Consider the following 25,703-nt stretch of genomic DNA (forward strand, 5'->3'; position numbering starts at 1 on the left):
CGTCAGTTGTCCACCAGCGGAATCAGCATGTTGGCGCGCAACTCGTCGCGCTCCAAGAAGGGGAAGAGGTCTTCCAGCGGGCTGGATACCATGGCGCCGTTCTGGCCGATCTTCGAGGTGATGCGTGGGCCGATGGCCTGGTCGGGTTCGACCATCACCTCGCACAGTACCGGGCCTTCCAGCGCCAGCGCCTCATCGATGGCCTGACGCAGGTCGGACTTACCATCGATACGACACACCGGCAGGCCGAAGGCAGTAGCCAGGGCGGAGATGTCCGGCAGGGTCAGCCCAGAATCAGGGTCGCAACCGATGGTCTGCTTGAAGTAGCCACCTTGCGAAGCGCGGATCGAGGCATAGCCGTTGTTGTTGAGCACGAAGTATTTGATCGGCAGACGCAGGCGGCGCACCACCTCCAGCTCCTGGATATTCATGACGAAACCGCCGTCGCCATCCACCGAGATGGTGCGGCGGCTGCCACTGCCCAGGCAGCCACCGATGGACGCCGGCAGGCCATAGCCCATTGAGCCCAGCCCACCAGTCGCCACCGCGCGCTGACCGCGCTTGAGGCGCACCGACAGCCAAAAGGTGTCCAACGCGGCGCCGGAACTGCCGGGGATGATCTGGTCGCCCTCGGCCATGGCCTCGGACAGGGCTTCGCTGAACACGTAGGTGTTCACGTAGTCGCTGGGCTTGCGGTACTCAGGCAGTACCACTGGGTAAGCAGCCTTCCAGGCCTGGCAACGCTCGCGCCAGCTCTGGCAATCCAGCGTCTGCACACCATTGGCGGCAAGAAGTTGCTGCATGAACGCGCGCGCATCGCAGACGAAGCGCTCGTCGGGCATGTCGCCCAGTTTGGCGATTTCCGCCGGATCAATGTCCACCACCACGATCTCGGCCTGACGCGCGAAGTGGCTGCGATTGAAGCCGGTAATGGAAAAATCCATGCGGCAACCGATGGCCAATACCAGGTCGGCGTTCTGCACGCTGAAATTGGCACCACGCTGCGCCACAGTGCCACAGCGGCCGACGTAAAGCGGATGTTCGTATTCGAGCAGATCCGCGCCAATCCAGGTGGTCAGCGTCGGCAGTCCCAGCGTCTCGATCAGCTCGCGCATGGCGGCTTCGCCCCAGGCAGCATGCACGCCATTGCCCACCAGCAGCACAGGGCGCTTGGCCTGACGCAGGCGTTGCACCAGTCTGTGCACGGCGGCTTCGTCCGGCACTGGCGACTGTTCATCCGCTTCAGGGGTAAAGCCGACCAACTGCTCCGGCGCGATCTCGGTAGCCTGCACGTCCAGCGGCACATCGAGCCACACCGGGCCCTTGCGCCCGCTGAGCATCAAGTGTAGCGCCTTCTCCAGCTCATAGCGCACCCGCAGCGGATCGAGCAAGCACACTGCATACTTGGTCAGTGGCGTGACCACACTGACGATATCCAGCTCCTGGGTGCCGAGCTGACGTAGGCCGCTATCTCCCTTGAGGTCGGCACGCTTGACCTGTCCGGAAACGAACAGCGCCGGTGTCGACTCGAACCAGGCACCAGCCAGGCCGGTAATGGCATTGGTCGCGCCGGGGCCGGAAGTGACCAGGCAAGCACCGAATTTACCGCTGGTACGCGCATAGCCTTCGGCGGCGATCGCGGCGCCCTGCTCATGGAGCATGCTCACTGCAGTCAGCCGTGGTTGACGCTGCAAGGCGTTGTTGAGGTGCATGGCCCCGCCACCCGGCAGGAAGAACACATGCCCGACACCCTGGCTGGAGATGAATTCGAAGATGTAATCAGCGACGCGCATGAAATCGTTACTCGTAGCGGGATTGAAAAAGAAGACAAACATTAAGCGACCGAGCCTTGAACTGGCTTACGGGCAGCAGAACACCGTCCAGAAAGACGTAAGGCGACTGCCGGGCACAAGAACCACTCATGGCCAGCTTTCTCATAGCGACTGCAAATACCGTAAAGCCGACCAGAATCCTGCACCGTGGTCCTTGTGCCCTTGCCAAACCTCGGGGATGAAGCTGACCTGCGGGTGCTGGCGAATCTGCGCCCAAGTCGCCGGCCAGCCGATGTCGCCGGTGCCCATCAGCACGCCCTCACCGTTGGTGCCTTTGGCATCGGCCACGTGTAGGTGCGCGGAATGCGGCAGCAACAGGGCCAGCGCTTGCTGGAAGTCGAGGCCGAAGTGGAAACAGGTCATCTGCAGGTGCGACAGGTCCAGGCATAGGCGCAGACCACGGTCGCGCGCCTGAGCGGCCAATTCCTCGGGCATCATGAAGATATTCTGGTGACGCTGGCCGCCGAAGTGCCAGGGGAACGGCGCCATGTTCTGCGGAATCAGCTCAGTGCCGGCGAAATCCACCTGGCGGCAGGCCTCGTGGAAGCGCTCGTAGAGTTCCGGGCGCATGGCCAGCGGGCGCGGCTCGTCAGCGGAAAAACCACCGATGTTGGCCACGATCAGGCGAGCATCCGCCTTGGGGAAGAACTCACTAATCTGCAGGGTTGCATCAACCACACGCTGCAGATTGTCGATCGAGCGCTGCCTATAAGCCGGATCGTCGGCGACCAGATCAAGCAACTCGCTGTTTTCGAACAGCTCCGGCGCGTGCACCACCAAACGCGAGCAGGCCACTTCGCTGAGAAAGGGTTGCGGCTTCAGGCTGAGGTCACGATAGGACAGGTGGAACTCGTAGAGGTCGGGCTCGATACGCCGGCGGTAATCGCAAAAATCGTGATAGCGCACAGGCACGCCCCAACGAATGGGCAGGTCAAAGGTCAGTCTCTGTTCGACCTGTTGCTCATCGAGGTCGCTGTCGAAGAAGAAATCGCCCTGAACTACATTGCGGGTCGCCGGCTTGCCCAGCAACTCTGGCAACCGATACGGCGGCAAGCCCTGGCCAGGACTGGCAACCCGTAGCATGGACTCGTCGAGAACGGTGCCACGGGCAATATTGCAGGCGGCGATAACGCTTTTCCCGAGGTTCTCGCGATTGAGCAGTTCGCCCTGGCTGGCGTGCCGATCAGGGCCTTGCCACGGCAGCGCAAGCTCCAACTGGCGGATACCCTCAACCAACTGGCGGAACTCCTGTGGCTCGAGACTGGCCAGATGGTCAGGCCCCTCCATGCTGCGATCCAGGGTGATATGACGTTCAACCAGCTTGGCCCCCAGCGCCACCGCCGCGAGCGTAATGGCGATGCCGCGCTCGTGACCGGAGTAACCGACCAGATCATGCAACTCCTGCAGCCGACGCAGGTAACCAAGCTGAATATCAGACTCGGGGCAGGATAGGCGCTGTTGCAATGCAGCAGCGCGAATGGTGTACCCAGCGCATTCAACTGTTCAATGGCCCGTACGATTTCGTGCTCAAAGGACATGCCGGTAGAAAGGATCAGGGGCTTGCCCAAACTCGCGGCTTTGGCAATCAGGTAGGGGTTGCACAGATCAGCCGAGGCGATCTTCAGCGCTGCGACATCAAAATCCGCCAACACGTCGACACTGGGTTCATCCCAGGGTGTACACAAGTAAATGATGCCCTTCTGCTTACAGTACTCACGCACCTCGCGGTGTTGTTCTAGGCCCAACTCAACCTTATCCAGCAGGTCCTGAATATATTCCACGCCAAGGTCTTCAGCCCGCGATCCGTCAGCCTTGCGCCGGTACAACGCATCACGGTTGCGCAACTGGAACTTGACGCAATCGGCACCGGACTCAAGCGCAGCATCCACCAGGCGCTTGGCCAGCTCCAGCGAGCCATTGTGATTGTTGCCTGCCTCGGCAATCACGAAGACACTGTCACCGCCCAGCGCGATACCGTCGAGAAAAATAGAAGTCATTGGATTTTCGTTCGCCATGAGGTTACGCCGCTGGATTCAAAGCGGAAGTTCTGGGTCTGACAGCCCTGCGCACGCACTGCATGCACTACCCGCTGCCGATACTGAGGCTGTACGTAAAATAAGAAGAAGCCACCGCCACCGGCGCCGAGCAGTTTGCCCCCTAAGGCGCCTGCAGCCAGTGCCGCATCGTAAATATCATCGAGACGACTATCGCTGATCGCTGAGGAGAAGCGCTTCTTCAACTGCCACGCTTCATCCAGGCAAAGCCCAAAGTCACGCAACTCACCGCGCATGAGGTAACGATGCATACGCAGGCACAGGGCTACGCTGGCACTAAGCAGCTCCGTCTGTGAAGACTCCGCTTCTATCTCCTCGCGCTGCAACTCATGCAAACGCCCGGAGTCATGGGAAATGCCTGTATCACACAGCACCAGACAGGACTCCAGCTCATTGCGGATGGCCTCTTCCAGTCGTATTGGATGAACCAGATTGCGCTGGTTTTCGAACTCAATAAGATTAAAGCCGCCAAAGGCTGAAGCGTACTGATCCTGCCAGCCGCCAGCGATACCGAAACACAGGCGTTCAGCCTGGAAAGCGAGTTCAGCAATCTCATAAGTGTTCCAACGATCTTGGCGCAATTCATTGAACGCCGCGATGCTGGCGATGGTGGCTGCCGAAGACCCTCCCAGCCCAGACCCCACTGGAAAGTCTGAACGCAGGTACAGATCAAAACCGTACTTGGGCTTGATCACCGAAACGATAGTTGCGAGCAAACTCTTCTCGGCTGCCGACAAAAGAGCCGGCAAAGAATGGAAGTGTTCTTCGCGGCCCAGATCTTCGGAGTAGATATGAATCTGCCTATCATCGCGCGGCACCAGAGTCGCATGCGCATAGAGGCCTACAGTACAACTAAGAACCGCCGCCGGGTGGTCAATAAAGAAATACGTCAGATCTGCTCCGCCGCCACAGAAGCTCATCCGTACTGGTGCGCGCGCACGCGCCAGTACCGGTACTTCTGCACTCGCGGCCATCTGCCGGGTATAGACATCGACCAAGCGTCCTTCGTCATCCAGAACAGGCAAAGCGTTGTGCCCAAGATCGAACGCCTTCAACAGATCTTCACGCGGGGTCGAGACTGACACGCTGCGAAACTCACGGTTCATGCAGGCCGTCACTGGCTGATCGGTCAGACCACCCTGCAGCAGGTAGCGGCGTATATCACCGTTTGTCACAACACCCAACAGACGCATGTTATCCGCGAGCACAAAAGCAATCTGCAAATTGCCCGACTCGATGCATTTAATGGCATCGAGAATGGTTCGTTGCATATCGATCGTGAGTTCCTTGACCAGCAAACTCATCAGATTGCACTCCCGCGCAAATCAGACTTGAACGCATCCAGAGAGTCTGGTGTCCCTATATCCAAAAAAAACCCAGTGTACTGACGGACATACAAGCGGTGCTGACGTATCAATGATGGCAGCAGGTCCTGTTCCATAGAGCAGTTGATAATCGGTAGCCCTTCTAATGCGCCGGCGCTAAAACCATAAACGCCCGCATTCACCAAACCAGGGCCAGACTTGCCCTTCTCTTCGAAACCAAGCACTTCACCTTGTGCGGAACAGCGCAGACTGCCGTAGCGCGAACGATCCTCAACCTGCACCCCGACTAGCATTTCGTGCTCAGCGTCCAGGGCGAGACGATAAGCATCTGAATCAAGAAATGTATCTGCGTTTAGCACCAAGTAACGCCCCTCTGGTGGCACATGAAACAAGGCATTCAATACCGCGCCACCGGTTCCCTGCGGGGTTTCCTCAATCACCAACTGCAACGACAAACCGGATTCAGCTTCCAACGAAGGTAGCAATGCAGCCAGCTGGTCAGCGCGATAATGAGCACAAAGCACCCCGCGACGGATACCGGCTTCACGCAATTGCGCCAGCACCAGAGCCAGGAATGGACGACCGTGAATATCCACCACGGCCTTCTGCGTGTCGTCAATCACACTGCGCAGACGTGTGCCAAAGCCACCGCAGAGGATATAAGCATTCATCAGCCTGCCCTCAAGCCGAAGAAAACCTCAAGACAACGCGCAGCGTGTTCCAGATGTGCCTCGCCAAGACCCGGCCATACGCCAATCCAGAAGGTATCGCGCATCACTTTATCGGTGACCGACAACTCACCTGAAACCCTAAAGTTGCGGCCTTGCATATAGGGCTGACGCACCAGGTTACCGGCAAACAGCAACCGTGTACCGACGCCCTGCGCATCCAGGTACCGCAGCAATTCAACGCGGCGGATACCGCAACCATCGCGCAAGGTCATGGGATAGCCAAACCAGGAAGGGGCACTCCCCGGTGTGGCCTGCGGCAGCATCAGAAAATCCTGACACCCACTCAGGCGCTCACTAAGCCAAGCAAAATTGCGCTTACGGGCGCGGATAAAATCATCCACACGATCCATCTGCGCCAACGCACAGGCAGCTTGCATATCAGTGATCTTGAGGTTGTAGCCCAGGTGCGAGTAGGTGTACTTGTGGTCATAACCTTCAGGAAGCTCACCTAGCTGCCAACAAAAACGCTTGCCACAGGTGTTGTCCTCACCTGGCGCGCAGTAGCAGTCTCGCCCCCAGTCACGGAAGGACTCGATGATGCGCTTTAGCGCCGGATTATTGGTAAATACGGCGCCGCCCTCACCCATGGTTATGTGGTGCGCCGGGTAGAAACTGAGCGTGCCGATGTCACCAAATGTGCCGACCATACGACCTTGATAGGTCGCCCCTAGAGCATCACAGCAGTCCTCAATCAGCCACAGGCCGTACTTGTCGCATATTGCACGAACCACACTCAGATCGAAGGGATTGCCCAGGGTATGAGCCAGCATGATGGCCTTGGTTTTCGGGCCAATCGCCGCCTCAATCTTCGCCGGGTCAATGTTGTATGTCGGCAACTCGACATCCACGAATACCGGCACCGCACCAAACTGCAGGATTGGGTTGACGGTAGTGGGGAAGCCCGCCGCGACGCCAATTACCTCGTCGCCCGGTTTGATCGCACGATCACCCAAACGCGGCGAGGTTAACGCGGAGAATGCCAGCAGATTAGCCGATGAACCCGAGTTGGTGGTGAGGACGCAGCGGCGCCCCAAATATTTGGCCAGACGCTTCTCGAACGCCTCGTTGAAACGCCCGGTGGTCAGCCAACCATCCAACACCGCTTCGGTCATTGACTGCAACTCGCCCGCACCAATTACCTTGCCCGAAGGCGGCACCGAGCTTTGCCCAGCCACAAACGGCTTGGGCGCCATCTGCAGCTCGGCATAGCGTCCGACCAACTCGGCAATTTGTTGGCGCAGCTGTTGCGCGGTGCTGTCACTCATTGAATTTCGCCTTGGTGAACCGCGATCTGATCGCGGGTAACGTCTTCCATATTACGGCCGTCCTGCCAAGCCAACTGCCAGTCCAGCGTGCGCTTCAGAGTAGTGTCCAGTGACCAGCGTGGCGCCCAGCCCAGCAACTGTCGGGCCTTACTGGAATCCAGCGCCAGCAACCCCGCTTCATGCGGCTGGGCGTCGTTTGAAGTAGACCAGCGAGCCTGACCTGGCCAGAGCTCAGCAAGACGCCCCACCACCGCTTCGACTGTCGCCAGCCCAGCACTGTCAGGTCCGAAATTCCAGGCAGCGGCATAACGATCAGGCTCAGTCAGCAGCCCCTGCGCCAGCTGCAAGTAACCCATCAGCGGATCAAGTACATGCTGCCAAGGTCGAGTCGCATGGGGATAGCGCAGAACCACTTCACGCCCTTGCTGCCAGGCGCCAAATATATCGGGGATCAAGCGCTCCGGAGACCAGTCACCACCACCCAGTACATTACCCGTACGAGCGGTTGCCAACGCCACACCAGAAGCCCTGAGGAAGGAGTCGCGGTAACTGGCGCAAAGCAATTCGACGCATGCCTTGCTGCTGCTGTAAGGGTCAAAGCCTCCGAGAGCATCTTGCTCCCGATAAGGCCACGGCCACTCGTGGTTCTCGTAGCACTTGTCAGTGGTCACCACCAGCACGGCGCGCACAAAATCGGTAGAGCGAACAGCCTCAAGCAGATTCACTGTACCCATGACATTGGTGGCGTAAGTCTCCGCAGGAGCTCGGTAGGATTCACGTACCAGCGGCTGAGCAGCCAGGTGCAGAACCAGTTCAGGCTGAAATGCCTGCACAGCTGCACTCAATCTGGCAGCGTCGCGAATATCAGCGAACTCACCGGTGATCTGCTGATCAAGTTGTGCCGCCTGCCACAACGACGGAGTAGTGGCAGGCGGCAAGGCAAAACCACGCAGCTCAGCCCCGAGCTGACGCAACCACAACGCCAGCCAACCGCCTTTGAAACCGCTATGCCCAGTCAACAGAACCTTGCGTCCTTTCCAGAAAACCGGGTTCACCGCCATAACTGCCACTCCGCCTCGCCGCTTTTCCAGCGTTCTTCCAGCAACACCCGATCACGCAAAGTGTCCATTGGTTGCCAAAAGCCAAGGTGCAGATGACTCATCAACTGCCCCTCGCTGGCCAGCGCGCGCATGGGCTCAAACTCCCAGGTCGTGGTGTCATTCTCGATGTAATCGATCACGGCAGGCTCAAGCACAAAAAAACCGCCATTGATCCACCCACCATCGCCGAGTGGTTTTTCCTGAAAACCGCTAACCACCTGCCCTTGCACATCAAGAGCACCGTAGCGCCCCGGTGGCTGCACTGCGGTAACAGTGGCCAACTTGCCGTGCTGCTTGTGGAAAGCAATTAGGGCGGGAATATCAATATCAGAGACGCCATCGCCATAGGTAAAACAGAAGGTTTCATCGCCTAGGTAATCACGCACGCGCTTAAGACGCCCACCAGTACCAGTGGCCTCGCCTGTATCAACCAAGGTCACGCGCCACGGTTCAGCATGACGTTGATGGATATGCATACGGTTCTCAGCCATATCGAATGTGACATCCGACATATGCAGGAAGTAGTTGGCAAAGTACTCCTTGATCACATAGCCCTTGTAGCCCAGACAAATCAAGAAATCATTGATGCCATAGTGGGAGTAGATTTTCATGATGTGCCAAATGATCGGCTTACCGCCGATCTCGATCATGGGCTTTGGCTTGAGGTGGGATTCCTCGCTGATGCGAGTACCCAAACCGCCAGCCAAAATCACTGCCTTCATATGTCAAACCTCAAACAGGGCATCAATGAGAAATACCTGCAGGCCAAAATCCTAGCAGTATTGGAAACTGCCAATAAAACAGCACATTACCCAGTCTACTACCGATTATGCAAAACCTTGGCCAACCAGGTTTGATTAAACAGCGGCAACGCCACAGCCAGATAAAAATCTGACTCGCATCTTTCGACCCAACGTTACGGCAAAGATTAGCTAGTTAGTCCCACCCATTCGCCAGAAACGCGAAACCCCAGCAAGCTGGGGTTTCGCATAAAGCAATGAACAGAGTAGATGCCCATCCGTTCAGTCCTAAGACTGGCTACACGGCAACACTCAAAGAGCGTCAGCGCAACTGATTAAACAGATTCAACCCGGCGATCTTTACATAGCTCTGCTGCGCGGCTTCAAGAATGATGGTTTGAAATGACAGGCGTGAAAGCGCTTCAGCGTAATCCAACTCACGTAGATCAGCCTGCACGGCCTTGTTGACCAAGGTGACGTCTTCGTTATCAACTTCGGTGGTTTCGATCAGGTTCATCCGGGCGCCAATTTCCGTCTGCACTTCCAGCACCTTGCCCATACCGCTGTCCAGGTTGGTCAGGGCGATCGCCACTTCATTACGCACACCGAGGTTACCGGCCGGAGAGGTCGGTGATGATTCCAGCGACTGACGCAGTCGGCTGATGGTGTTGAGAATGCTGCGCTGCTCCTGAAACTGCGGCTGCACGCCGAACTCATCGCCACCGGTAACCGCAGCCGGCGCCGACAGGGTGAAGTCAGCCCCGAACACACTGAAGGTTGCCGGGTAAGGCGCAACCACTGTGCCAGTGGTGAGCACTGGACTACCCGGGCCCACTGGCTGGGAATAGACCTCGTAGTTGGTGTCGTCGGTAAAGCGCAGGACCACCCCAGACGTTGGAAACTGACTGTCAAAGGTTGCCTGGTTGCTAATGCCTGCCGGAGCGACGATTGCAGCCGAGTTGTTGGTTGATGAACGGTTGACGGCAAAGTCTGTAGGTGCAGATTGCAATGTGAAGCTATGGGTATTGATGCCTGGCGTTCCAGCAGTAGCGGTATCCGCCAATAGATTATCCAAGTCCAGTTCATTGTCCCCTGGCTGCAGCACCACATCCAACTGGAAACGCATGCCTCGGAAATTGATGGCATTGCCGCCGCCGACCAGAGGATCAATCGCTCCTCCGCCCGGTATTTCAGACGTTACGTCAGCACCGGCGCTGTCATAGATACGAAACTCAGTACCGCTGACGAAGGCCAGCGAATACGGCTCGCCTGCGCGGAAATCACTGTTAAAAGCCTGACTGTCCTGCACCAGGCCGGGCGACATAAATACCCGCTGATCAGCCGTCGGCAGCGCCGGAATGGTTGTGGCAGGTAAAGGGGGGTAGGCAATGCAGGATTATTCACGCCAAGCCCATTTACAATTCGATTGGCGTTGGCCACGTCTTCAAACAGCCGCTTGCCGTTATCGTTGATCGCCACGTTACTCGAGCCAGCTACCTGCAGGCTGCGCTGCCCTTCATCGCCCTGATAGGAATAAGTGCCGTCGGGGTTACGCAGAAAAGGTTCGGTTTTACCGAGAAAACCACTGAACAGGTACTCACCACGGGCGTTGCGACTGTTCATGAGATTAAGCAACTCACCCTCACGCTCGCTCAACTCCTTGGCAATCGATTTACGGTCATCGGCTGACAACGCACCGCCACCCGCCTGCACCGCCAGCTCGCGTATACGCTGCAATACGTTGACCACCGAGGTGATGGTGGTTTCTTCCTGCGTAAGGCTGTTCTTCGCAGCGGTGAGGTTTTCCTTGTATTGGCCCAATATTGCCTGCTGCTGTTCGAGCTGTAGCAGACGCACCGATGCTACCGGGTCATCGGCCGGCGTAAGAATACGGTTACCACTGCTGATCTGCTCCTGAGTGCGGATCAGGTTGGAATAATTGCGCCCAAGGCCACTGACACCGTTATTGAAGGCCTGGATCGAAGAGATGCGCATCACCATAAAACTAACCTCGAAGTTCTAGACGGCGCGTCAGAACGTATTAATCAGTGTATCGAACAGGCTGCGGGCAACTTGAATGATCTGTGCCGACGCCTGGTAGTACTGTTCGAACTGAATCAATTTGGCCGCTTCCTCATCCAGATTGACCGCCGAAATCGAATCACGGTTATCGGTGGCCTGCTTGAGAATAGCGCCGGTGGCCTCACCATCGACCCGCGCCTGGCTGGTCAGGGTGCCAACCCGCTCTACTAGATCGCCGTAGGCATCGGTAAAGCTTGAACCAGTGGTCGCCGGCGCTAGTGGGTTGATACCAATAGTCGTGCGGTTTTGCAGATCGATCAGCTTCAGGGCGTTGCGGTTATCGGACACCCCATCGGTATTGAAAGAAACCGAAAAATTATCACCTTCCTGCGGCCGACCACTGATGGTCACTTCATAATCGAACGGTGCCGGCACAGCAGGTGGACCGGCTGTCGCCGGCACTGTGATGGTCAGGGAATTGTTCTGCCCTGGGACAATCACCCCGGTATCGATCACGTTGCCGTTTATATCTACAACGTCATAACCCTGAGTGGCCCCGCCGCCGGCGCCCATGACGATACGCAGCGGCGGTGCATTGCGCAGACTGGTTTCCAGATCGGCCTGAGCCACTGGGTCATAGATATCGATTTCAGTCTGCAGGGTTGGCTGACTGATCACCCCGGTGCCGATATTCGCCGGGCTGGTCTGCGATTTCAGCGGCGCGGCAAAGGCCAGCTCTTCAGGGCGTTTCATATCCGCACGGATATACTCGCCAGCATTACGCGTTGGCATCACCCGAAAGCGGTCACCGGCGGCAAAAGTGCCACTGGCAACATTCAGCGAGATGCCATCGAACTCTGCAGCCGGCACTACGGTGATGTCGAACGGACCAAAGCTGGTGCCGTCACTAACACGTCGCACGGTGTAGTCTGTGGCGTTGGTGAACTCAACTTCATAATCGCTGGTGGTCAGTTGCGTGGTGTCTTCGATCAGTACATTGAGGTTGGCGGTAGTGTCGCTGTTACCGACACGTGCCAGGCTGCGCTGACCAATCAGCAGCGGGTCATTCAGCTCGCGAAAGAGGCCATTTCCGAACTGGCCATTAAGATCTAGACCCTGCCCCAGCTGACGATTGACCTGATCGGTAACCGACAGGGCCAAACGGCCAACAGCATTCAACGTAGTATCTAGCACATCTTCGCGGTAGCGAATGAGCCCGCCCATCTCGCCGCCGGTAATCAGCGAGGTAATGCCTTGGCGCGAGTTGCCGCTGACAAACTGCACCTCACTACGCAGCGGGTCGGACAAGCCCGGCACCACCTCCAGACGCGAGGCCTGGCTACCCACCACCAGGGGCTGACCTGACCCCACAAACAGGTTGTAGCTGTTGTCATCCTGGGGGACGACCGTCACACCAATAAAGGTCGACAACTTACGCACCGCTTCTTCGCGAGCATCAAGCAGGTCGTTGGGCTGCTGGCCGTTGGACGCAGCCACCGCAATAGCCTCGTTGTAACCGGCAATCGATCCGGCGAGCTGGTTGACCTGATCGGTCACCGCCGACAACTGTTTGTTGATAAAGGCGTTCTGTTCATACAAACGGTCATACACAGTATTAAAGCGCTTGGCCAAGCCCTCGGCTTCGGACAATGCCAGCTGCCGAGCAGGAATATTGGCCGGGTCTTCGGCGGCGGTTTGCAGTGCAGCGAAGACTTTCTGCAACCCAGGGTTTACCCCTGTGGTGCTGCCAGCCAGCAACGAGTCGAGCTGATTGATCTGTCCCAGATAGCTCTGAGTATCACTGTTGAGCGCCGTACTGCTACGCACCTGGGTATTGAGAAATTCGTTATAGATGCGCCGCACATCAACCAGCGTGGTACCCGAGCCGATATAGCCGGCACCGCTAAACTGCGGAACGCGCGTAGCCTGGATCGTCTCCTGGCGCGAGAAGCCCGGCGTGTTGACGTTAGTGATGTTGTGGCCGGTGACTGCCAGCGAAGTCTTGTTCGCCGACAGCCCGGACAGGCCAATGTTGAGTAAGTCAGCCATGATTCATCATCCGCTAGTGGACGGCGTACTAACGGCCGCGACTGTTTGATAGGTCTGCATTTGCCGGGCAATCTGAGCGATCTTGCGAGCGTATTGCGGGTCTGTGGCGTAGCCGGCTTTCTGCAACTCGCGGGCGAATTGCTCAGGCTTGTCGGTGGTGGCCAGGGCCTTCTCGTAACGGCCGTTGCCCTGCAGGAAGCTCACGTAATCGTCAAAGCTGTGGGCGTAGGATTCGTAGGCGCGGAAGGTCGCCGCTTCTTTAACCGCCTTGCCGCCCTTGAATTCAGTGGTCAACACGCGCGCCGAGTCGCCTTCCCAGGTGTTGTGGGTTTTGATGCCAAACAGGTTGTGGCTGCTGGAACCGTCCTGCTGACGAATAATTGACTTGCCCCAGCCGGTTTCCAACGCGGCCTGAGCCACGAGATAGCGCGGATCGACGCCAATCTTGTCAGCGGCCTGTTCGGCCATCGGCAACATGGCCGCAATAAATTCATCTTTCGAACCAAACGCGGCCTTGCTCGGTGCCAGTGGCGGCTGGGCAATGCGGCGACCGGTGATGGCGTCCGTACCGCTCAAGCCCTGCGCAGTATCGGCGGGCGCGGCGAAGGCTTTAGCCGGGATCCAGTTGTTCTGCGCCAGCGGCTGGCTATCGGCAGCCGCCGTGGGCGGCACGATGCCGGCGAGCAAACGGTCGGTAAGTTTGCCCGGCAGCGACAAACGCCGCTGGTTGAGCAGCGAGCTGTCATCACGGCTGCTCTCGACGTTAGCCAGTGGTTTGCTCGGCGCGCTTGGCACCGGCTCATTGACTTGGGCAAAGGGGTTGGGGCGGGTGTCGGCGGCTTTGATTTGCGACATCTGCCGCACCAGCACATCGGCCAGGCCAATACCGTTCTGGTGGTTGGACAAGGTGACCGACAGCTGCTGGTCGTGCATGTCTTGGTAGGTTTTGCTCTCATTGCTGTTCATGAAGTTACCTTCACCGAACGCCTCGTTGGCCGAGCGCATGGCTTTGAGCATTTCATTGAGAAACAGCGACTCAAATTCTTGAGCGACTTTCTTGATGTTCTTTTCGCTGTCGCCACCAACCTTGAACTGCTGCAAACGGCCCAAGTCGTTGTAGGCACCGCTGTCTACGGTGCTTTGACCGCCAAGCAAACCCGCTGAGAGTTGAGAGTCCATAGCCTGCCCTCCTCTTAAATCACAATCAGGTCAGCCTGCAGAGCGCCGGCTTGCTTGAGCGCCTCCAGGATGGCCATTAGGTCGGAAGGCGACGCGCCAACCTGATTCACCGCGCGGACGATTTCATCCAGCGTGGTCCCAGGACCGAACTTGAACATGGGTTTTAGCTCCTGATCAGCATTGACCTTGGAGCGAGGCACCACGGCCGTCTGACCGCCGGAAAGGGCTTCTGGCTGGCTGACAATCGGATCTTCGGTAATGGTCACAGTCAGGCTGCCGTGGGTCACGGCGGCGGGCTGCACCCGAACATTCTGGCCAATCACAATGGTGCCAGTGCGCGAGTTGATAATGACCTTGGCCACCGCCTGACCGACCTCGACTTCGAGGTTTTCCAGAATCGACAGGTAGTCCACCCGCTGACCGGGATCAAGGGGTGCGCTGACGCGAATTGAGCCGCCATCGACGGCTTGGGCGACGCCTGGGCCGAGCAACTCGTTGATGTGATCAACAATATTCTTGGCGGTGGTGAAGTCGGGGCGATTGAGGTTGAGGGTTAGGCTATTGCCCTGATCAAAACCGCTCGGCACTGGCCGCTCAACCGTTGCACCACCGGGAATGCGCCCCGCCGACGGCACGTTAACGGTGATACGCGAGCCGTCGCCGCCTTCGGCGTCAAAACCACCGACCACCAGGTTGCCCTGGGCGATGGCATAAACGTTACCGTCGATCCCTTTAAGTGGCGTCATCAGAAGGCTGCCGCCACGCAGGCTCTTGGCGTTACCAATAGAAGAAACGGTGATGTCGATGGTCTGGCCAGGCTTGGCGAACGCCGGCAGGTCAGCATGGATCGATACCGCCGCGACGTTCTTCAGCTGTACGTTGCCGCCGGCCGGCACCTTGATGCCAAACTGCGCCATCATGTTGTTGAAGGTTTGCACGGTGAAGGGCGTCTGGGTGGTTTGGTCGCCGCTGCCATTAAGCCCAACAACCAGGCCGTAGCCGATCAGCTGGTTCGTACGCACGCCCTGGATGCTAGCCAGGTCTTTGAGCCGTTCGGCCTGAGCAACAGAGGCCAGCAACAGGGCGACAGCGGTAATCAGGTATTTACTAAGCGTCATGTTGGCCATCCTCAGAACGGCCACATTGGGCTAAGAAAGAAACGGCTCATCCAGCCCGGTTGCGAGGCATCGGCAAAGGCACCGGTACCCGAGTAAGTGATGCGCGCATCGGCAATACGGGTCGAGGACACGGTGTTGTCGGTGGCGATGTCATCGGCACGCACCAGACCGGCAATCCGCACCAGCTCATCGCCGGTGTTAAGAGTCATCCACTTTTCACCGCGCACCAGCAAAATACCGTTGGGCATCACCTCGGCCACCGATACGGTAATCGAGCCGGTCAGGCTGTTGCTCTGCCCCGCAGCACCTGAGCCGTCAGCCGAACGCGTGGCATCAAAGCTGGCATCCAGCCCCAGGTTGTCATTGGTCATGCCCAAAGCGCCAATACCGGCCAATGGGTTTTTCGGCGACACGGCCATGCCGAACAGATTAGGTACGCCCAGGTTGGCCGAGCTGTCTTTGCTGATCTGACTGCTGCTGTTCTTGCTGGCCTGGGTGCGCTCGTTCAGGGTGATGGTGATAATGTCGCCGACCCGATAAGCCTTGCGGTCACTGAACAGACCATTCTCAAAGCCTGCCTGATAAATCGAGCCATTGTTCTGCGCGGCGGGCAGTGGAGTACGCGGCATGACCGGTGCGTAATAGGGGTCGTCCGGCTTAGGCGCGGGCGCCATGCAGCCGCTCAAAGCCAGAGGGCCAAGCAGTGCACTTATGATAATCAGCCGGTTCATATTTACTACCTCATGCGTTGCGTGGGGTGGCGTGTGTAACGTTCGCCAGCAATACCCGATCAAGCGTTTACTGATTGCGCTCAAGACATCGCCAGCCGTCACGCGACTAACGGGCCTTAGCTATCAAAGGTTCTGCGAAATAAAGCCAAGCATCTGATCCGCAGTGGAAATGACTTTGGAGTTCATTTCATAGGCGCGCTGGGTGGTGATCATGTTCACCAGTTCCTCGACCACACTGACGTTGGAGTTTTCCAGGGTGTTCTGCAGCGTGGTACCCAGGCCATTCAAGCCCGGTGTACCGACCTGCGGCGCGCCGCTGGAAGCGGTTTCCAGGAACAGGTTGTTGCCGATCGCTTCCAGGCCCGCCGGGTTGATAAAGTCGGCGGTCTGCAGGTTGCCAACGATCTGCGGCTGCGGGTTGCCGGACGTAGTCACCGACACGGTGCCGTCTTCGCCCACGGTAAACGTGCGCACTTCGTTGGGCAGTACGATGGCGGGCTCCAGCGCGTAACCGTTGGAGGTCACCACCTGGCCATCGGAGTTGAGGTGAAAGCTACCGTCGCGGCTATAGGAAACGGTGCCGTCAGGCAGCAACACCTGGAAGAAACCGCGACCATTGATCGCCATATCCAACGGCTGTTCGGTGGTTTGCAGGCTGCCGGCAGTGAAAATTTTCTGCGTGCCGACGACACGCACACCGGTACCCAACTGCAAACCAGAGGGCAATTGGCTGTCCTGGCTGGACTGGCCGCCGGGTTGACGGCGGATTTGATACAGCAGGTCTTCAAACTCGGCACGATCACGCTTAAAGCCGGTGGTCGAGACGTTGGCCAAGTTGTTGGAAATGGTGGTCAGGTTCATGTCCTGAGCGGTAAGGCCCGTCTTACTGACCCACAGTGCCGGAAGCATATCGATTCTCCTCGGGCGTCGATTTACCGACGCCGCGTGCTGATAATTAGGTCATTTGCAAGACGCGCGCCATAGCCGACGAATTGTCTTCGGCGGTACGCATCATCTTCACTTGCAGCTCGAATTGGCGGGATAAAGAGAGGATCGCTGTCATCTCCTCCACGGCGTTGACGTTGCTTGACTCGAGAAAACCCGAGGTGATTTCCATATTGGCATCCGCCAGCACAGGACCTTGGCCCTTGAAGCGGATCAGGCCGTCGGTGCCCTTTTCCATCTGTTTAAGATCTGGGTTGACTAGCTTTAGCCGGTCAACCTCAGCCAACACGTTTGGCGCCTCACCGAGGGCACGAATACTGATGGTGCCGTCTTTACCGATTTCGATTTTCTGCTCAGGCGGGACTGCAATCGGCCCGGCGTTGCCCATCACCGGCAAGCCGTTGCCGGTACGCAGCACACCGAGGGCATCGACGTTCAAGCTGGCAGTGCGCACGTAGGCCTCAGTACCATCGGGGGCCTGCACTGCTAGCCAGCCTTTGCCGCCCACTGCCACATCCAGATCACGCCCGGTTTCCTGCAACGAGCCCGGGGTGAAGTCGGTACCGGGACGCTCACTCATGGCGTAGACCCGCGACGGTAAACCGTCACCAAAAATCGGCATGGAACGCGCCTGTTCAAAATCCCGGCGAAAACCATTGGTGGTGATGTTTGCCAGGTTGTTGGCGTGGGCACGCTGGGCCAGGGTGTTGTTATGGGCGCCAGTCATGGAAACGTACAGCATCTTGTCCATGGTTATTCTCCGAGTTGGGCGTGTCGCCCGCTGCTCTATACAAGGTATAAAGCAATGCCTATGCCAGCATCCGGAAAATATTCATAAGCCATTGATAAATATCGATTTTAAAAACAAAAAGGCTCCATAAGGGAGCCTTTTAAAAACCGCGGCGGCGTATTTTTGCCGCCGGCGACAAGCACTTGCCTGCCGCAGGCAGCCATTATCAACGTAGGTTGATAATGGTTTGGGTGATCGCGCTTTCGGTTTCGATGGTTTTCGCGTTGGCCTGGTAGTTGCGCTGCGCCACGATCAGGTTAACCAGCTGATCGGACAGCTCAACGTTGGAGTCTTCCAGTGCGCCGGACTGCAAAGCACCCAGAGTGCCGCTGCGTGGGGTACCAACAACCGGCTCGCCCGAGGCAAAGGACTGCGCCCAAGCGGTTTTTCCGACAGGAGTCAAACCCTGTACGTTAGCAAAATTAGCCAAGATCACCTGACCCTGAATGTTTGACTGTCCATTGGTATAACGCGCGAAAATCACCCCGGCATCGTCAATCTCCAACCCAGCCAACTGACCCGTGGTGTAGCCATTCTGACTGACGCTACTGACCGCAAAGGTACTAGCGAATTGAGTCGCCTGGCGCAGATCGATATTCATCCCTGCGGGAAGAGGTGCGGGGTCCGCACCGTTACCAGACCATACCGGCGGCACCGAACTATCGGGAGCAGCAGGCACCCAGGTGGTAAGACTGATAGTGCCATCAGACTCTACGGCAAAACCGGTGGGCGCTGAGGCAATCAAAGCGGGAACATCCAACTGACCCGCCGTGGTGAACTGCAGATCGACCGAAGATGGCGTGGTCAACGCCGGATCATCCGGGTTGCGCCCATCGATCAGCACATTCATTTGCCAGGTATTCGGCCCGGTCTTAAGGAAGTACTGAGTAAAAACGTGGGAGTTACCCTGGCTATCGTAGATATTGGTCGAGGTCGACGAGTTGTAAGACGTCGGGTCCGCAGGATCGAACGGCACCGTGGTCGGCACGGTATTGGTCGAATTGAGGTTAAAGACCTGATCCAGATTACTGGTCGGCAACGGCGCCTGACTGGCCGACTGGATTTGCAAATCGGTAACCACGCCATTCTGCAGGTTATTGTTGGCATCCACCGCATAGCCTTGCAGCTTATAGCCGAAATTATTGACCATAAAGCCGTCGCGATCCGTCCCAAAGTAACCGGCACGGGTGTAGTTGATTTCGCCGTTATTGCTGGTCTGGAAAAAACCAGCGCCATTGATTGCTAGGTCCAAGGCATTTTGCGTGGTGTTGATATTGCCTTGGTTAAACAGCTGAGACACGCTGGCCAGCAGCACACCACTGCCCTGCGGGTTGGCACCGGAGCCCAGCACAGACGCCGCATACACATCGGCAAATTCGGCACGCGACTGTTTAAACCCAGCAGTACCGGCGTTGGCGATATTATTACCGGTTACGTTGAGGTCACTGGTCGCGGCGCGCAAACCACTAAGACCGATATTGAAACCCATGGAAAACTCCTCTGCCGGACAGCCGGCGGCTTAAACCTGTTAGTTACTGACCGATAACCTGTACTTGCGACATAGGCACACTGCCAAGCCCCGCCAGATTCAACATCAACTCGCTGCCACCCAGCGTCACGCTGTCAACGTTGGCCGGTAGCATGGTGTATAGGCCTTTAGCCCCATCGGCATAAGTAGCCTGCGCCTCAAACTTGTAGGTACCCGGCGGCAAAAGGTTGCCGCTGCTGTCTTTGCCATCCCAGATAAAGCTGACATTGCCGGCCGCCTGCTCACCGAGGTTGACCCGCCCCACAGCAGCACCGGCCTTGTCATAGATATTGACGTAGACGTTACTGCTGCTGGCTGGCAGAACGAGGCTCGCCTTAAAGCTCTCACTGGTATCAACCACCGCCTTATCCGTAGGCACGATGACCTTACGTCCGACCAACGAAGAAGCCTGCAGCGCCTGGGATGACTGGTAACCGCTCAGCAAAGAGCCCATGCTGGTATTGAGCTTCTCAATCCCCTCAACCTGGCTGAACTGCGCCAACTGGGCGATAAACTCGCCATTGCCTTGCGGCTCCAGCGGATTTTGGTTATTCAACTGAGCCACCAGCAAGTTGAGAAACTCGTTTTTCCCGAGCTCTTTATTCTGGCTGCTGCCTTGCTTGATCTGGTATTGGTCCAGCGCCGAACCACTGACATCGCCAACAACACTCATCACTCTGCACTCCTTATTCGTTGGCTTACTGACCCAGGGTCAATACGCGCTGCATCATCTGCTTGGCGGTGTTCATCATTTCAGTGTTGGTCTGGAAGGCCCGGCTGGCGGAAATCATGTCGGCCATCTCTTCCACCACGTTGACGTTGGGGTAGTAAACGTAGCCACCCTCATCGGCCGCCGGATGGTTCGGCTCATAGCGCGGCATCAGGCTGCTCTGGTCCTCGACCACGCCCAATACCTGTACGCCCGCACCGGCATTGTCCTGATCGGCAAACAACGAACCCCGATCACCGCCTTGCGCTGACTGGTACACGGTGGCGAATACTGGATGCCGCGCGCGATATGTCTGATCAATACTTGATGAGACCGTTTCTGCGTTGGCAATGTTGCTGGAAATGGTATTCAGGCGAGTACTCTGGGCACTCATACCCATTCCGGCGATGTTGAAAACACTGGAAAGTGACATAGCTTCAGGCTCCTATTAATCGCCGCGCAGGGCACTGACGAGCCCTTTGAATTTGCTGTTGAGCAGGGTGAAACTGGCTTGGAACTGCACAGAGTTCTCTGCGTAGTTGGATTGCTCGATCTGCAGGTCTACGGTGTTCTGATCAATCGAGGGATGCATCGAGTTGCGGTATTCCAGACTGGCATCGCCGCCCATCACACCATCGGCAGGAATATGCTGGCTGTTAGTACGATTCAGACTGACCGGGCCGCGCTGGTTCTGGGCACTTTGCTCCGCCAATACGTTGGCGAATTGCAGATCACGCGCCTTGTAGTTAGGCGTATCAGCGTTGGCGATGTTATTGGCCAACACCTCGGCACGCTGAGTGCGAAAGCCGAGTGCCTTTTCATGTATGCCGAGTGCCCGATCGAAACTGATGCTCATGGTCAGAAACCTTTGCCAATTGGCGTTGTTGTTTTCCGTGCATGACCATAAGCAAAGGCTGTGCCATTTTATTTTTTACTTACTTATCAATAATTTAACCAATAAATAGGGTGTTATAGGCGGCAAAGCGGCAAAGGCTTTCCGCCCATGGGCATGCCAGCGGCAATCACGCCCAGCCCTTTGCCGCCCACCCGGCAATAAATACGACCGGGGCAGAAGCCAGCCAGGGGCATCCATGATCGACAAACCTCGACGGCGATTTTTCACCCACACCGATGCCACGTCGCGGCTACAGATAGGCGCCGAATCCTCAGCCGAATTAGGCCCGCACAGAGAGAGAAGCGAAGCGGGCCTGCCGGCGGCCACCGCTCGTCAGTCAACCATACACATTTTTGACAAGCATTCTCATTATCATTACTATCCTTCACACGAACCACTGCCCCACCACGAGCCTTAACTATGTACGTCTGTCTCTGCGAAGGTGTAACTGACGGTCAGATCCGCGAAGCCATCTATGAGGGCTGCTGCAGTTACCGTGATGTCCGTGCGGCACTCGGCGTTGCCAGCCAGTGTGGCAAGTGCGCCTGCCTGGCCAAGCAAGTGGTACGCGAAACGTTAAGCGACGTGCAAAGCAGCCAGGCGGTCATGGCCTACCCGGCCAGCTTTACTGCCGCCTGATTGACTGCGCGATCAAGAACCGGGCCTTGCGTCCGGTTTTTTTATGGCTGTAATTCAATGCCTTAGCAGCAAAATGCAGAACTTAAGCATTCTTACTCAGATTGGATTTAACTTTGAATTCAGGCACTTAGGTTTGACAGCCAAAAACCCGCAGCCCAGAATCAAGCGCTAACTCCCCTGCAAGGCAGACGCAGACATGAAAGGCGACAAGAAAGTCATTCAGCATCTGAACAAGATCCTCGGCAACGAGCTGGTCGCGATCAATCAGTACTTCTTGCATGCACGCATGTATGAAGACTGGGGCCTGAAGAAACTCGGTGAGCATGAGTACCACGAGTCTATCGACGAGATGAAGCATGCGGACAAGCTGATCAAACGCATCCTCTTCCTCGAAGGCCTGCCTAACCTGCAAGACCTCGGCAAAATCCTGATCGGCGAGAACACTCAGGAAATGCTCGAGTGTGACCTTAAGATCGAACACAAGGCACACATTGACCTGAAAGCGGCGATTGCCTACTGCGAAAGCATCGGTGATTACGCCAGCCGCGAACTACTGGAAGACATCCTCTGCTCCGAAGAAGAGCACATTGATTGGCTAGAAACTCAACTCAGCCTGATCCAGTCGGTAGGCTTGCAGAACTACCTGCAGTCGCAAATGGACGAATAAACATCCGCGCAATAAACAACAAACCCCGCCAAGTGCGGGGTTTGTTGTTTGTGCAGCACCGGCTTACGCGTCGGCTTTTTGCACAGCGTCTTTGATCAGGGTCTGCAGCTCACCCTTGTCGAACATTTCCGCCATGATGTCGCTACCGCCGACCAGCTCACCGCCAACCCACAGTTGCGGGAAGGTTGGCCAGTTGGCGTATTTCGGCAGGTTGGCGCGGATTTCCGGGTTTTGCAGGATGTCGACGTAGGCGAATTTCTCACCACACGCCATTACAGCCTGTGCAGCCTTGGAGGAAAAGCCGCACTGCGGAGCGTTCGGCGAGCCTTTCATGTACAGCAGAACGGTGTTGGCGGCGATCTGCTCTTTGATGGTTTCGATGATATCCATTGGGCACCTCAGGACTTAACTTTCCGACTCTCGGGTCGGCGCGGTGGCGCATTGTAGCGAAAAGCCGAGCGCAATGCTCGGCCTTCCCTGTCACGCCCATAGGTCAAACAAGGCTCGCTAGGCCGCCTCCACCTGCACCGGCACACCGTTGAGCGCGGCATTACCGGACAGGCTGTCGAGCTGCCGCTCATCGGTCAGGTCGTTGGCGCTGGCGCCCGGTTGCGCGCTGGCAATTGCCATCTGCACGCCAGGCCGCGCATGGCCCCAACCATGTGGCAGGCTGACCACGCCGGCCATCATTTCGTCGCTGGCAGCGACTTCAACCTCTATCTCACCAACCCGCGAGCGCACCCGCACCCGCTGGCCATCGCTCAGCCCACGCTGTTGCAGGTCGGCCGGGTGCATCAACAGTTGATGGCGCGGCTTACCTTTCACCAACCGGTGGTAGTTATGCATCCAGGAGTTATTGCTGCGCACATGACGACGACCAATCAACAGCAACTCATCAGCCTTGGCCACCGGCTGCGCGGCAAAACGTTGCAGGTCGGCCATGATCACCGCCGGCGCGGCCTGCACCTGCTGATTGACGGTTTTCAGCCGTGCGCCCAGGTTTGGCTTGAGTGCACCCAGGTCGAGGCCATGCGGGTGCTCACGCAATCTCGCCAGGGACAGTTTATGTGCTGACTTGTCACCGTAAGCCCCCATACGCAGGCCCATGTCGATCATCTGCTCGGGGCCATGGTCGGCTTGAGTTCCAGGCCATTCTTGCCGGCAAACGCCTTAGCGAGGCCAATGAAAATTTCCCAGTCGTGCAATGCATTGGCGGGTTTGGCCAGAACGGCCTCGTTAAACCGGGTGACATTGCGCACGGCGAACATATTAAAGGTGGTGTCATAGTGGTCGTGCTCCAACGGCCCGGTCGGCGGCAGGATCAAGTCGGCATAGCGGGTGGTTTCGTTGATATAGAAGTCGATGCTGAGCATAAACTCCAACCCCTCCAGCGCCTGCTCCAACTGGCGGCCATTGGGCGTGGACAGCACCGGGTTGCCGGCCACCGTCACCAGTGCGCGGATCTGCCCTTCACCGCCGGTGAGCATTTCCTCAGCCAGGGCGGATACCGGCAACTCACCGCCGTATTCCGGCAAACCAGATACGCGGCTCTGCCAGCGATTGAAATGCCCACCCGAAGTCGAGGCCACCAGATCCACAGCCGGCTCAGTGCAGAGCACCCCACCCACCCGGTCCAGGTTACCGGTCAGCAAATTGATCAACTGCACCAGCCACTGGCACAAGGTGCCAAAGGCTTGGGTCGATACGCCCATACGGCCGTAGCACACCGCCGACTCAGCGGCGGCAAAGTCGCGGGCCAACTGGCGAATCGTCGCCGCAGGCACGCCGCAGCGCGCACTCATGGCTTCGGCGCTAAAACCGGCAATGGCCTGACGCACCTCTTCTAATCCGCTGACGGCCAAGTGGCTGCTGCGCCCCAGATTTTCCTCGAACAGGGTGTTGAGTAAGCCAAACAACAGCGCGGCATCCTGCCCCGGGCGCACGAATACGTGCTGGTCGGCAATCGCGGCAGTTTCACTGCGTCGCGGATCGACCACAACCAATTTTCCACCCCGTTTCTGGATGGCTTTCAGGCGCTTTTCCACATCCGGCACGGTCATGATGCTGCCGTTAGAGGCCAGCGGGTTACCGCCTAGGATCAGCATAAAGTCGGTGTGATCGATGTCCGGAATCGGAATCAGCAAGCCATGGCCATACATCAAATGACTGGTCAGGTGATGGGGCAGCTGGTCAACCGAGGTGGCGGAGTAACGGTTGCGGGTTTTCAACAAGCCGAGGAAATAATTGCTGTGGGTCATCAGGCCGTAGTTATGCACGCTCGGATTGCCCTGATACACCGCTACGGCGTTTTTCCCATGTGCGCCCTGGACCGCGCTGAAGCGTTCGGCTACCAGCTCGAAAGCTGCGTCCCAGTCAATCGCCTGCCACTCGCTACCCACGCGGCGCATCGGCTGACGCAGGCGGTCGGGATCACTTTGAATATCTTGTAGGGCCACTGCTTTGGGGCAGATATGACCGCGGCTGAAGGTGTCTTGGGGGTCGCCCTTGATCGAGCGGATCTGCGTGGAGCCATCAACCTGTACTTCAGTTTCAATGGTCAGGCCGCAAATGGCCTCGCAGAGATGACATGCACGGTGGTGGAGGGACTTGCTCATGGCCTGGCCTCTTGTTCTGATTCGAAACGACCGCACAGGTCGCCAGAATCGAACTATGGTGCCGGCCAAAGAAAGGCACCAGTAGGCTTTGTCTTATGAATCGGAGGGCATCATGCCCACCGATTCACTATAGCGTCGAGACCTTAACGGATCGAAGTGACAGTACCTTTGTTACCAGTCACTTTGACGTTAACGGTTTTGTATACGAAGTAATCTTGCACGTTTACTACGTAACGTGGGGCGACGATTACGTCAGCACCCGAGGCCTTGACAGCTTTGTATGCAGCTGCGGATTTAGCGGAAGCAACTGGGTCAAGACCCAGAGCAAAACCACCTTCGCTGCCACCGTAGGTTACGCCGTCGGCGAACTGGGTATCACCACCCAGTTTGAACACGTTGAACAGAATGTTCACCGAAGACTCACCGGAGATGGTCTCGCCCACTTTCACATCAGCTTTCAGGCCTGTTTCAACTAAGCCGCCCAGCGGCAGAGTTGGTTGGCTGACGTTCTGGCTGGCACAGCCGGTCAGCAGGGCAAAAGCAGAGATAGCGGCGATAGATGCAAAATGTTTCATATGAAACTCCGTTTCATAAACGTTCCATGGACACCCCGTTGCGGGGCAATGCATTGCCTCGGAAAGGCGGGCGCATCCTAATTTCCAGGCATTTCGACTTCAACCGCAGATGTCGTTTTTATGACATCTCTCACAACGATTATAGGTACAGGCTTACAAATCGAATAACGCTGGTGTAGTCGCGAGTGGTTTGC

General features: G+C 57.3%; 22 protein-coding genes and 3 pseudogenes. 2 read left to right on the plus strand and 23 right to left on the minus strand.

Annotated elements, in window-relative coordinates:
• Positions 1-2: 2 nt before the first annotated feature.
• From ACEPAJ_RS14935 to flgB, 20 genes and pseudogenes are all read right to left on the minus strand, one after another.
• On the minus strand, positions 3-1,793 hold the full coding sequence (locus ACEPAJ_RS14935) for a thiamine pyrophosphate-binding protein (RefSeq protein ID WP_425915753.1): 1,791 nt from the start codon (positions 1,791-1,793) through the stop codon (positions 3-5).
• Positions 1,794-1,934: 141 nt separating this feature from the next.
• Positions 1,935-3,119, minus strand: coding sequence for a TIM barrel protein (locus ACEPAJ_RS14940; RefSeq protein ID WP_425918055.1), 1,185 nt, complete (start codon positions 3,117-3,119; stop codon positions 1,935-1,937).
• Positions 3,093-3,847: pseudogene (locus ACEPAJ_RS14945) on the minus strand (N-acetylneuraminate synthase family protein); the annotation flags it as partial. The gene ACEPAJ_RS14940 and the pseudogene ACEPAJ_RS14945, both read right to left, overlap by 27 nt.
• Positions 3,826-5,190, minus strand: a complete 1,365-nt coding sequence (locus ACEPAJ_RS14950) for a CBS domain-containing protein (protein ID WP_425915755.1) — start codon at positions 5,188-5,190, stop codon at positions 3,826-3,828. The pseudogene ACEPAJ_RS14945 and the gene ACEPAJ_RS14950, both read right to left, overlap by 22 nt.
• Positions 5,190-5,882, minus strand: a complete 693-nt coding sequence (locus tag ACEPAJ_RS14955; protein ID WP_425915757.1) for a sugar phosphate nucleotidyltransferase — start codon at positions 5,880-5,882, stop codon at positions 5,190-5,192. Before ACEPAJ_RS14955 ends, ACEPAJ_RS14950 begins: the two co-directional genes overlap by 1 nt.
• Positions 5,882-7,207: a lipopolysaccharide biosynthesis protein RfbH gene (rfbH, locus tag ACEPAJ_RS14960; RefSeq protein ID WP_425915759.1), complete on the minus strand. Its 1,326-nt coding sequence runs from the start codon at positions 7,205-7,207 to the stop codon at positions 5,882-5,884. Before rfbH ends, ACEPAJ_RS14955 begins: the two co-directional genes overlap by 1 nt.
• The gene (gene rfbG / locus ACEPAJ_RS14965) at positions 7,204-8,268 is read right to left on the minus strand and encodes a CDP-glucose 4,6-dehydratase (protein ID WP_425915761.1); all 1,065 of its coding nucleotides are present in this window, start codon (positions 8,266-8,268) and stop codon (positions 7,204-7,206) included. Before rfbG ends, rfbH begins: the two co-directional genes overlap by 4 nt.
• Positions 8,259-9,029: a glucose-1-phosphate cytidylyltransferase gene (rfbF, locus tag ACEPAJ_RS14970; protein WP_425915763.1), complete on the minus strand. Its 771-nt coding sequence runs from the start codon at positions 9,027-9,029 to the stop codon at positions 8,259-8,261. Before rfbF ends, rfbG begins: the two co-directional genes overlap by 10 nt.
• Positions 9,030-9,369: 340 nt before the next feature.
• Positions 9,370-10,371, minus strand: coding sequence for a hypothetical protein (locus ACEPAJ_RS14975; RefSeq protein WP_425915765.1), 1,002 nt, complete (start codon positions 10,369-10,371; stop codon positions 9,370-9,372).
• A 95-nt stretch (positions 10,372-10,466) separates the two neighbouring features.
• Positions 10,467-11,042 (minus strand): annotated as a pseudogene (flgL, locus tag ACEPAJ_RS14980) (flagellar hook-associated protein FlgL); the annotation flags it as partial.
• Positions 11,043-11,078: 36 nt separating this feature from the next.
• A complete protein-coding gene (flgK, locus tag ACEPAJ_RS14985) occupies positions 11,079-13,118 on the minus strand; it encodes a flagellar hook-associated protein FlgK (protein ID WP_425915767.1) in 2,040 nt (679 codons plus the stop codon).
• A 6-nt stretch (positions 13,119-13,124) separates the two neighbouring features.
• A complete protein-coding gene (flgJ, locus tag ACEPAJ_RS14990) occupies positions 13,125-14,297 on the minus strand; it encodes a flagellar assembly peptidoglycan hydrolase FlgJ (RefSeq protein WP_425915768.1) in 1,173 nt (390 codons plus the stop codon).
• Positions 14,298-14,311: 14 nt separating this feature from the next.
• Positions 14,312-15,415, minus strand: a complete 1,104-nt coding sequence (locus ACEPAJ_RS14995; protein WP_425915770.1) for a flagellar basal body P-ring protein FlgI — start codon at positions 15,413-15,415, stop codon at positions 14,312-14,314.
• Positions 15,416-15,426: 11 nt separating this feature from the next.
• Positions 15,427-16,146: a flagellar basal body L-ring protein FlgH gene (gene flgH, locus ACEPAJ_RS15000; RefSeq protein WP_274088299.1), complete on the minus strand. Its 720-nt coding sequence runs from the start codon at positions 16,144-16,146 to the stop codon at positions 15,427-15,429.
• Between the two features lie 123 nt (positions 16,147-16,269).
• Entirely contained in the window at positions 16,270-17,055 is a 786-nt protein-coding gene (flgG, locus tag ACEPAJ_RS15005; RefSeq protein ID WP_425915772.1) for a flagellar basal-body rod protein FlgG, read from the minus strand.
• Between the two features lie 46 nt (positions 17,056-17,101).
• A complete protein-coding gene (locus ACEPAJ_RS15010) occupies positions 17,102-17,842 on the minus strand; it encodes a flagellar basal body rod protein FlgF (protein WP_425915774.1) in 741 nt (246 codons plus the stop codon).
• Between the two features lie 205 nt (positions 17,843-18,047).
• A complete protein-coding gene (flgE, locus tag ACEPAJ_RS15015) occupies positions 18,048-19,370 on the minus strand; it encodes a flagellar hook protein FlgE (protein WP_425915776.1) in 1,323 nt (440 codons plus the stop codon).
• Positions 19,371-19,413: 43 nt separating this feature from the next.
• Positions 19,414-20,082 carry a flagellar hook assembly protein FlgD gene (gene flgD / locus ACEPAJ_RS15020; RefSeq protein WP_425915778.1) on the minus strand — a complete coding sequence of 223 codons (669 nt, stop codon included), beginning with the start codon at positions 20,080-20,082 and terminating at the stop codon, positions 19,414-19,416.
• A gap of 25 nt (positions 20,083-20,107) precedes the next feature.
• Positions 20,108-20,551: a flagellar basal body rod protein FlgC gene (gene flgC / locus ACEPAJ_RS15025; RefSeq protein ID WP_425915780.1), complete on the minus strand. Its 444-nt coding sequence runs from the start codon at positions 20,549-20,551 to the stop codon at positions 20,108-20,110.
• A 15-nt stretch (positions 20,552-20,566) separates the two neighbouring features.
• Positions 20,567-20,974 carry a flagellar basal body rod protein FlgB gene (gene flgB / locus ACEPAJ_RS15030; RefSeq protein ID WP_425915782.1) on the minus strand — a complete coding sequence of 136 codons (408 nt, stop codon included), beginning with the start codon at positions 20,972-20,974 and terminating at the stop codon, positions 20,567-20,569.
• 459 nt (positions 20,975-21,433) lie between these two features.
• Between flgB and ACEPAJ_RS15035 the strand changes: the two genes are divergently transcribed.
• Positions 21,434-21,652 (plus strand): bacterioferritin-associated ferredoxin, encoded by a 219-nt coding sequence (locus ACEPAJ_RS15035; protein WP_425915784.1) that lies wholly within the window; start codon positions 21,434-21,436, stop codon positions 21,650-21,652.
• A 196-nt stretch (positions 21,653-21,848) separates the two neighbouring features.
• Complete coding sequence (gene bfr, locus ACEPAJ_RS15040; RefSeq protein WP_425915786.1) at positions 21,849-22,319, plus strand: bacterioferritin; 471 nt, start codon at positions 21,849-21,851, stop codon at positions 22,317-22,319.
• A gap of 63 nt (positions 22,320-22,382) precedes the next feature.
• On the opposite strand, the gene grxD is transcribed toward bfr, so the two are convergent.
• The 3 genes and pseudogenes from grxD to ACEPAJ_RS15055 form a co-directional block, all read right to left on the minus strand.
• A complete protein-coding gene (gene grxD, locus ACEPAJ_RS15045) occupies positions 22,383-22,709 on the minus strand; it encodes a Grx4 family monothiol glutaredoxin (RefSeq protein WP_274088290.1) in 327 nt (108 codons plus the stop codon).
• A gap of 117 nt (positions 22,710-22,826) precedes the next feature.
• Positions 22,827-24,934: pseudogene (locus tag ACEPAJ_RS15050) on the minus strand (molybdopterin oxidoreductase family protein).
• Between the two features lie 143 nt (positions 24,935-25,077).
• On the minus strand, positions 25,078-25,509 hold the full coding sequence (locus ACEPAJ_RS15055; protein ID WP_425915788.1) for a hypothetical protein: 432 nt from the start codon (positions 25,507-25,509) through the stop codon (positions 25,078-25,080).
• Positions 25,510-25,703: the final 194 nt, after the last annotated feature.

Origin of the sequence: Pseudomonas sp. GWSMS-1, assembly GCF_049847425.1 — a bacterium.
In the GTDB taxonomy this organism is placed as follows: domain Bacteria; phylum Pseudomonadota; class Gammaproteobacteria; order Pseudomonadales; family Pseudomonadaceae; genus Aquipseudomonas.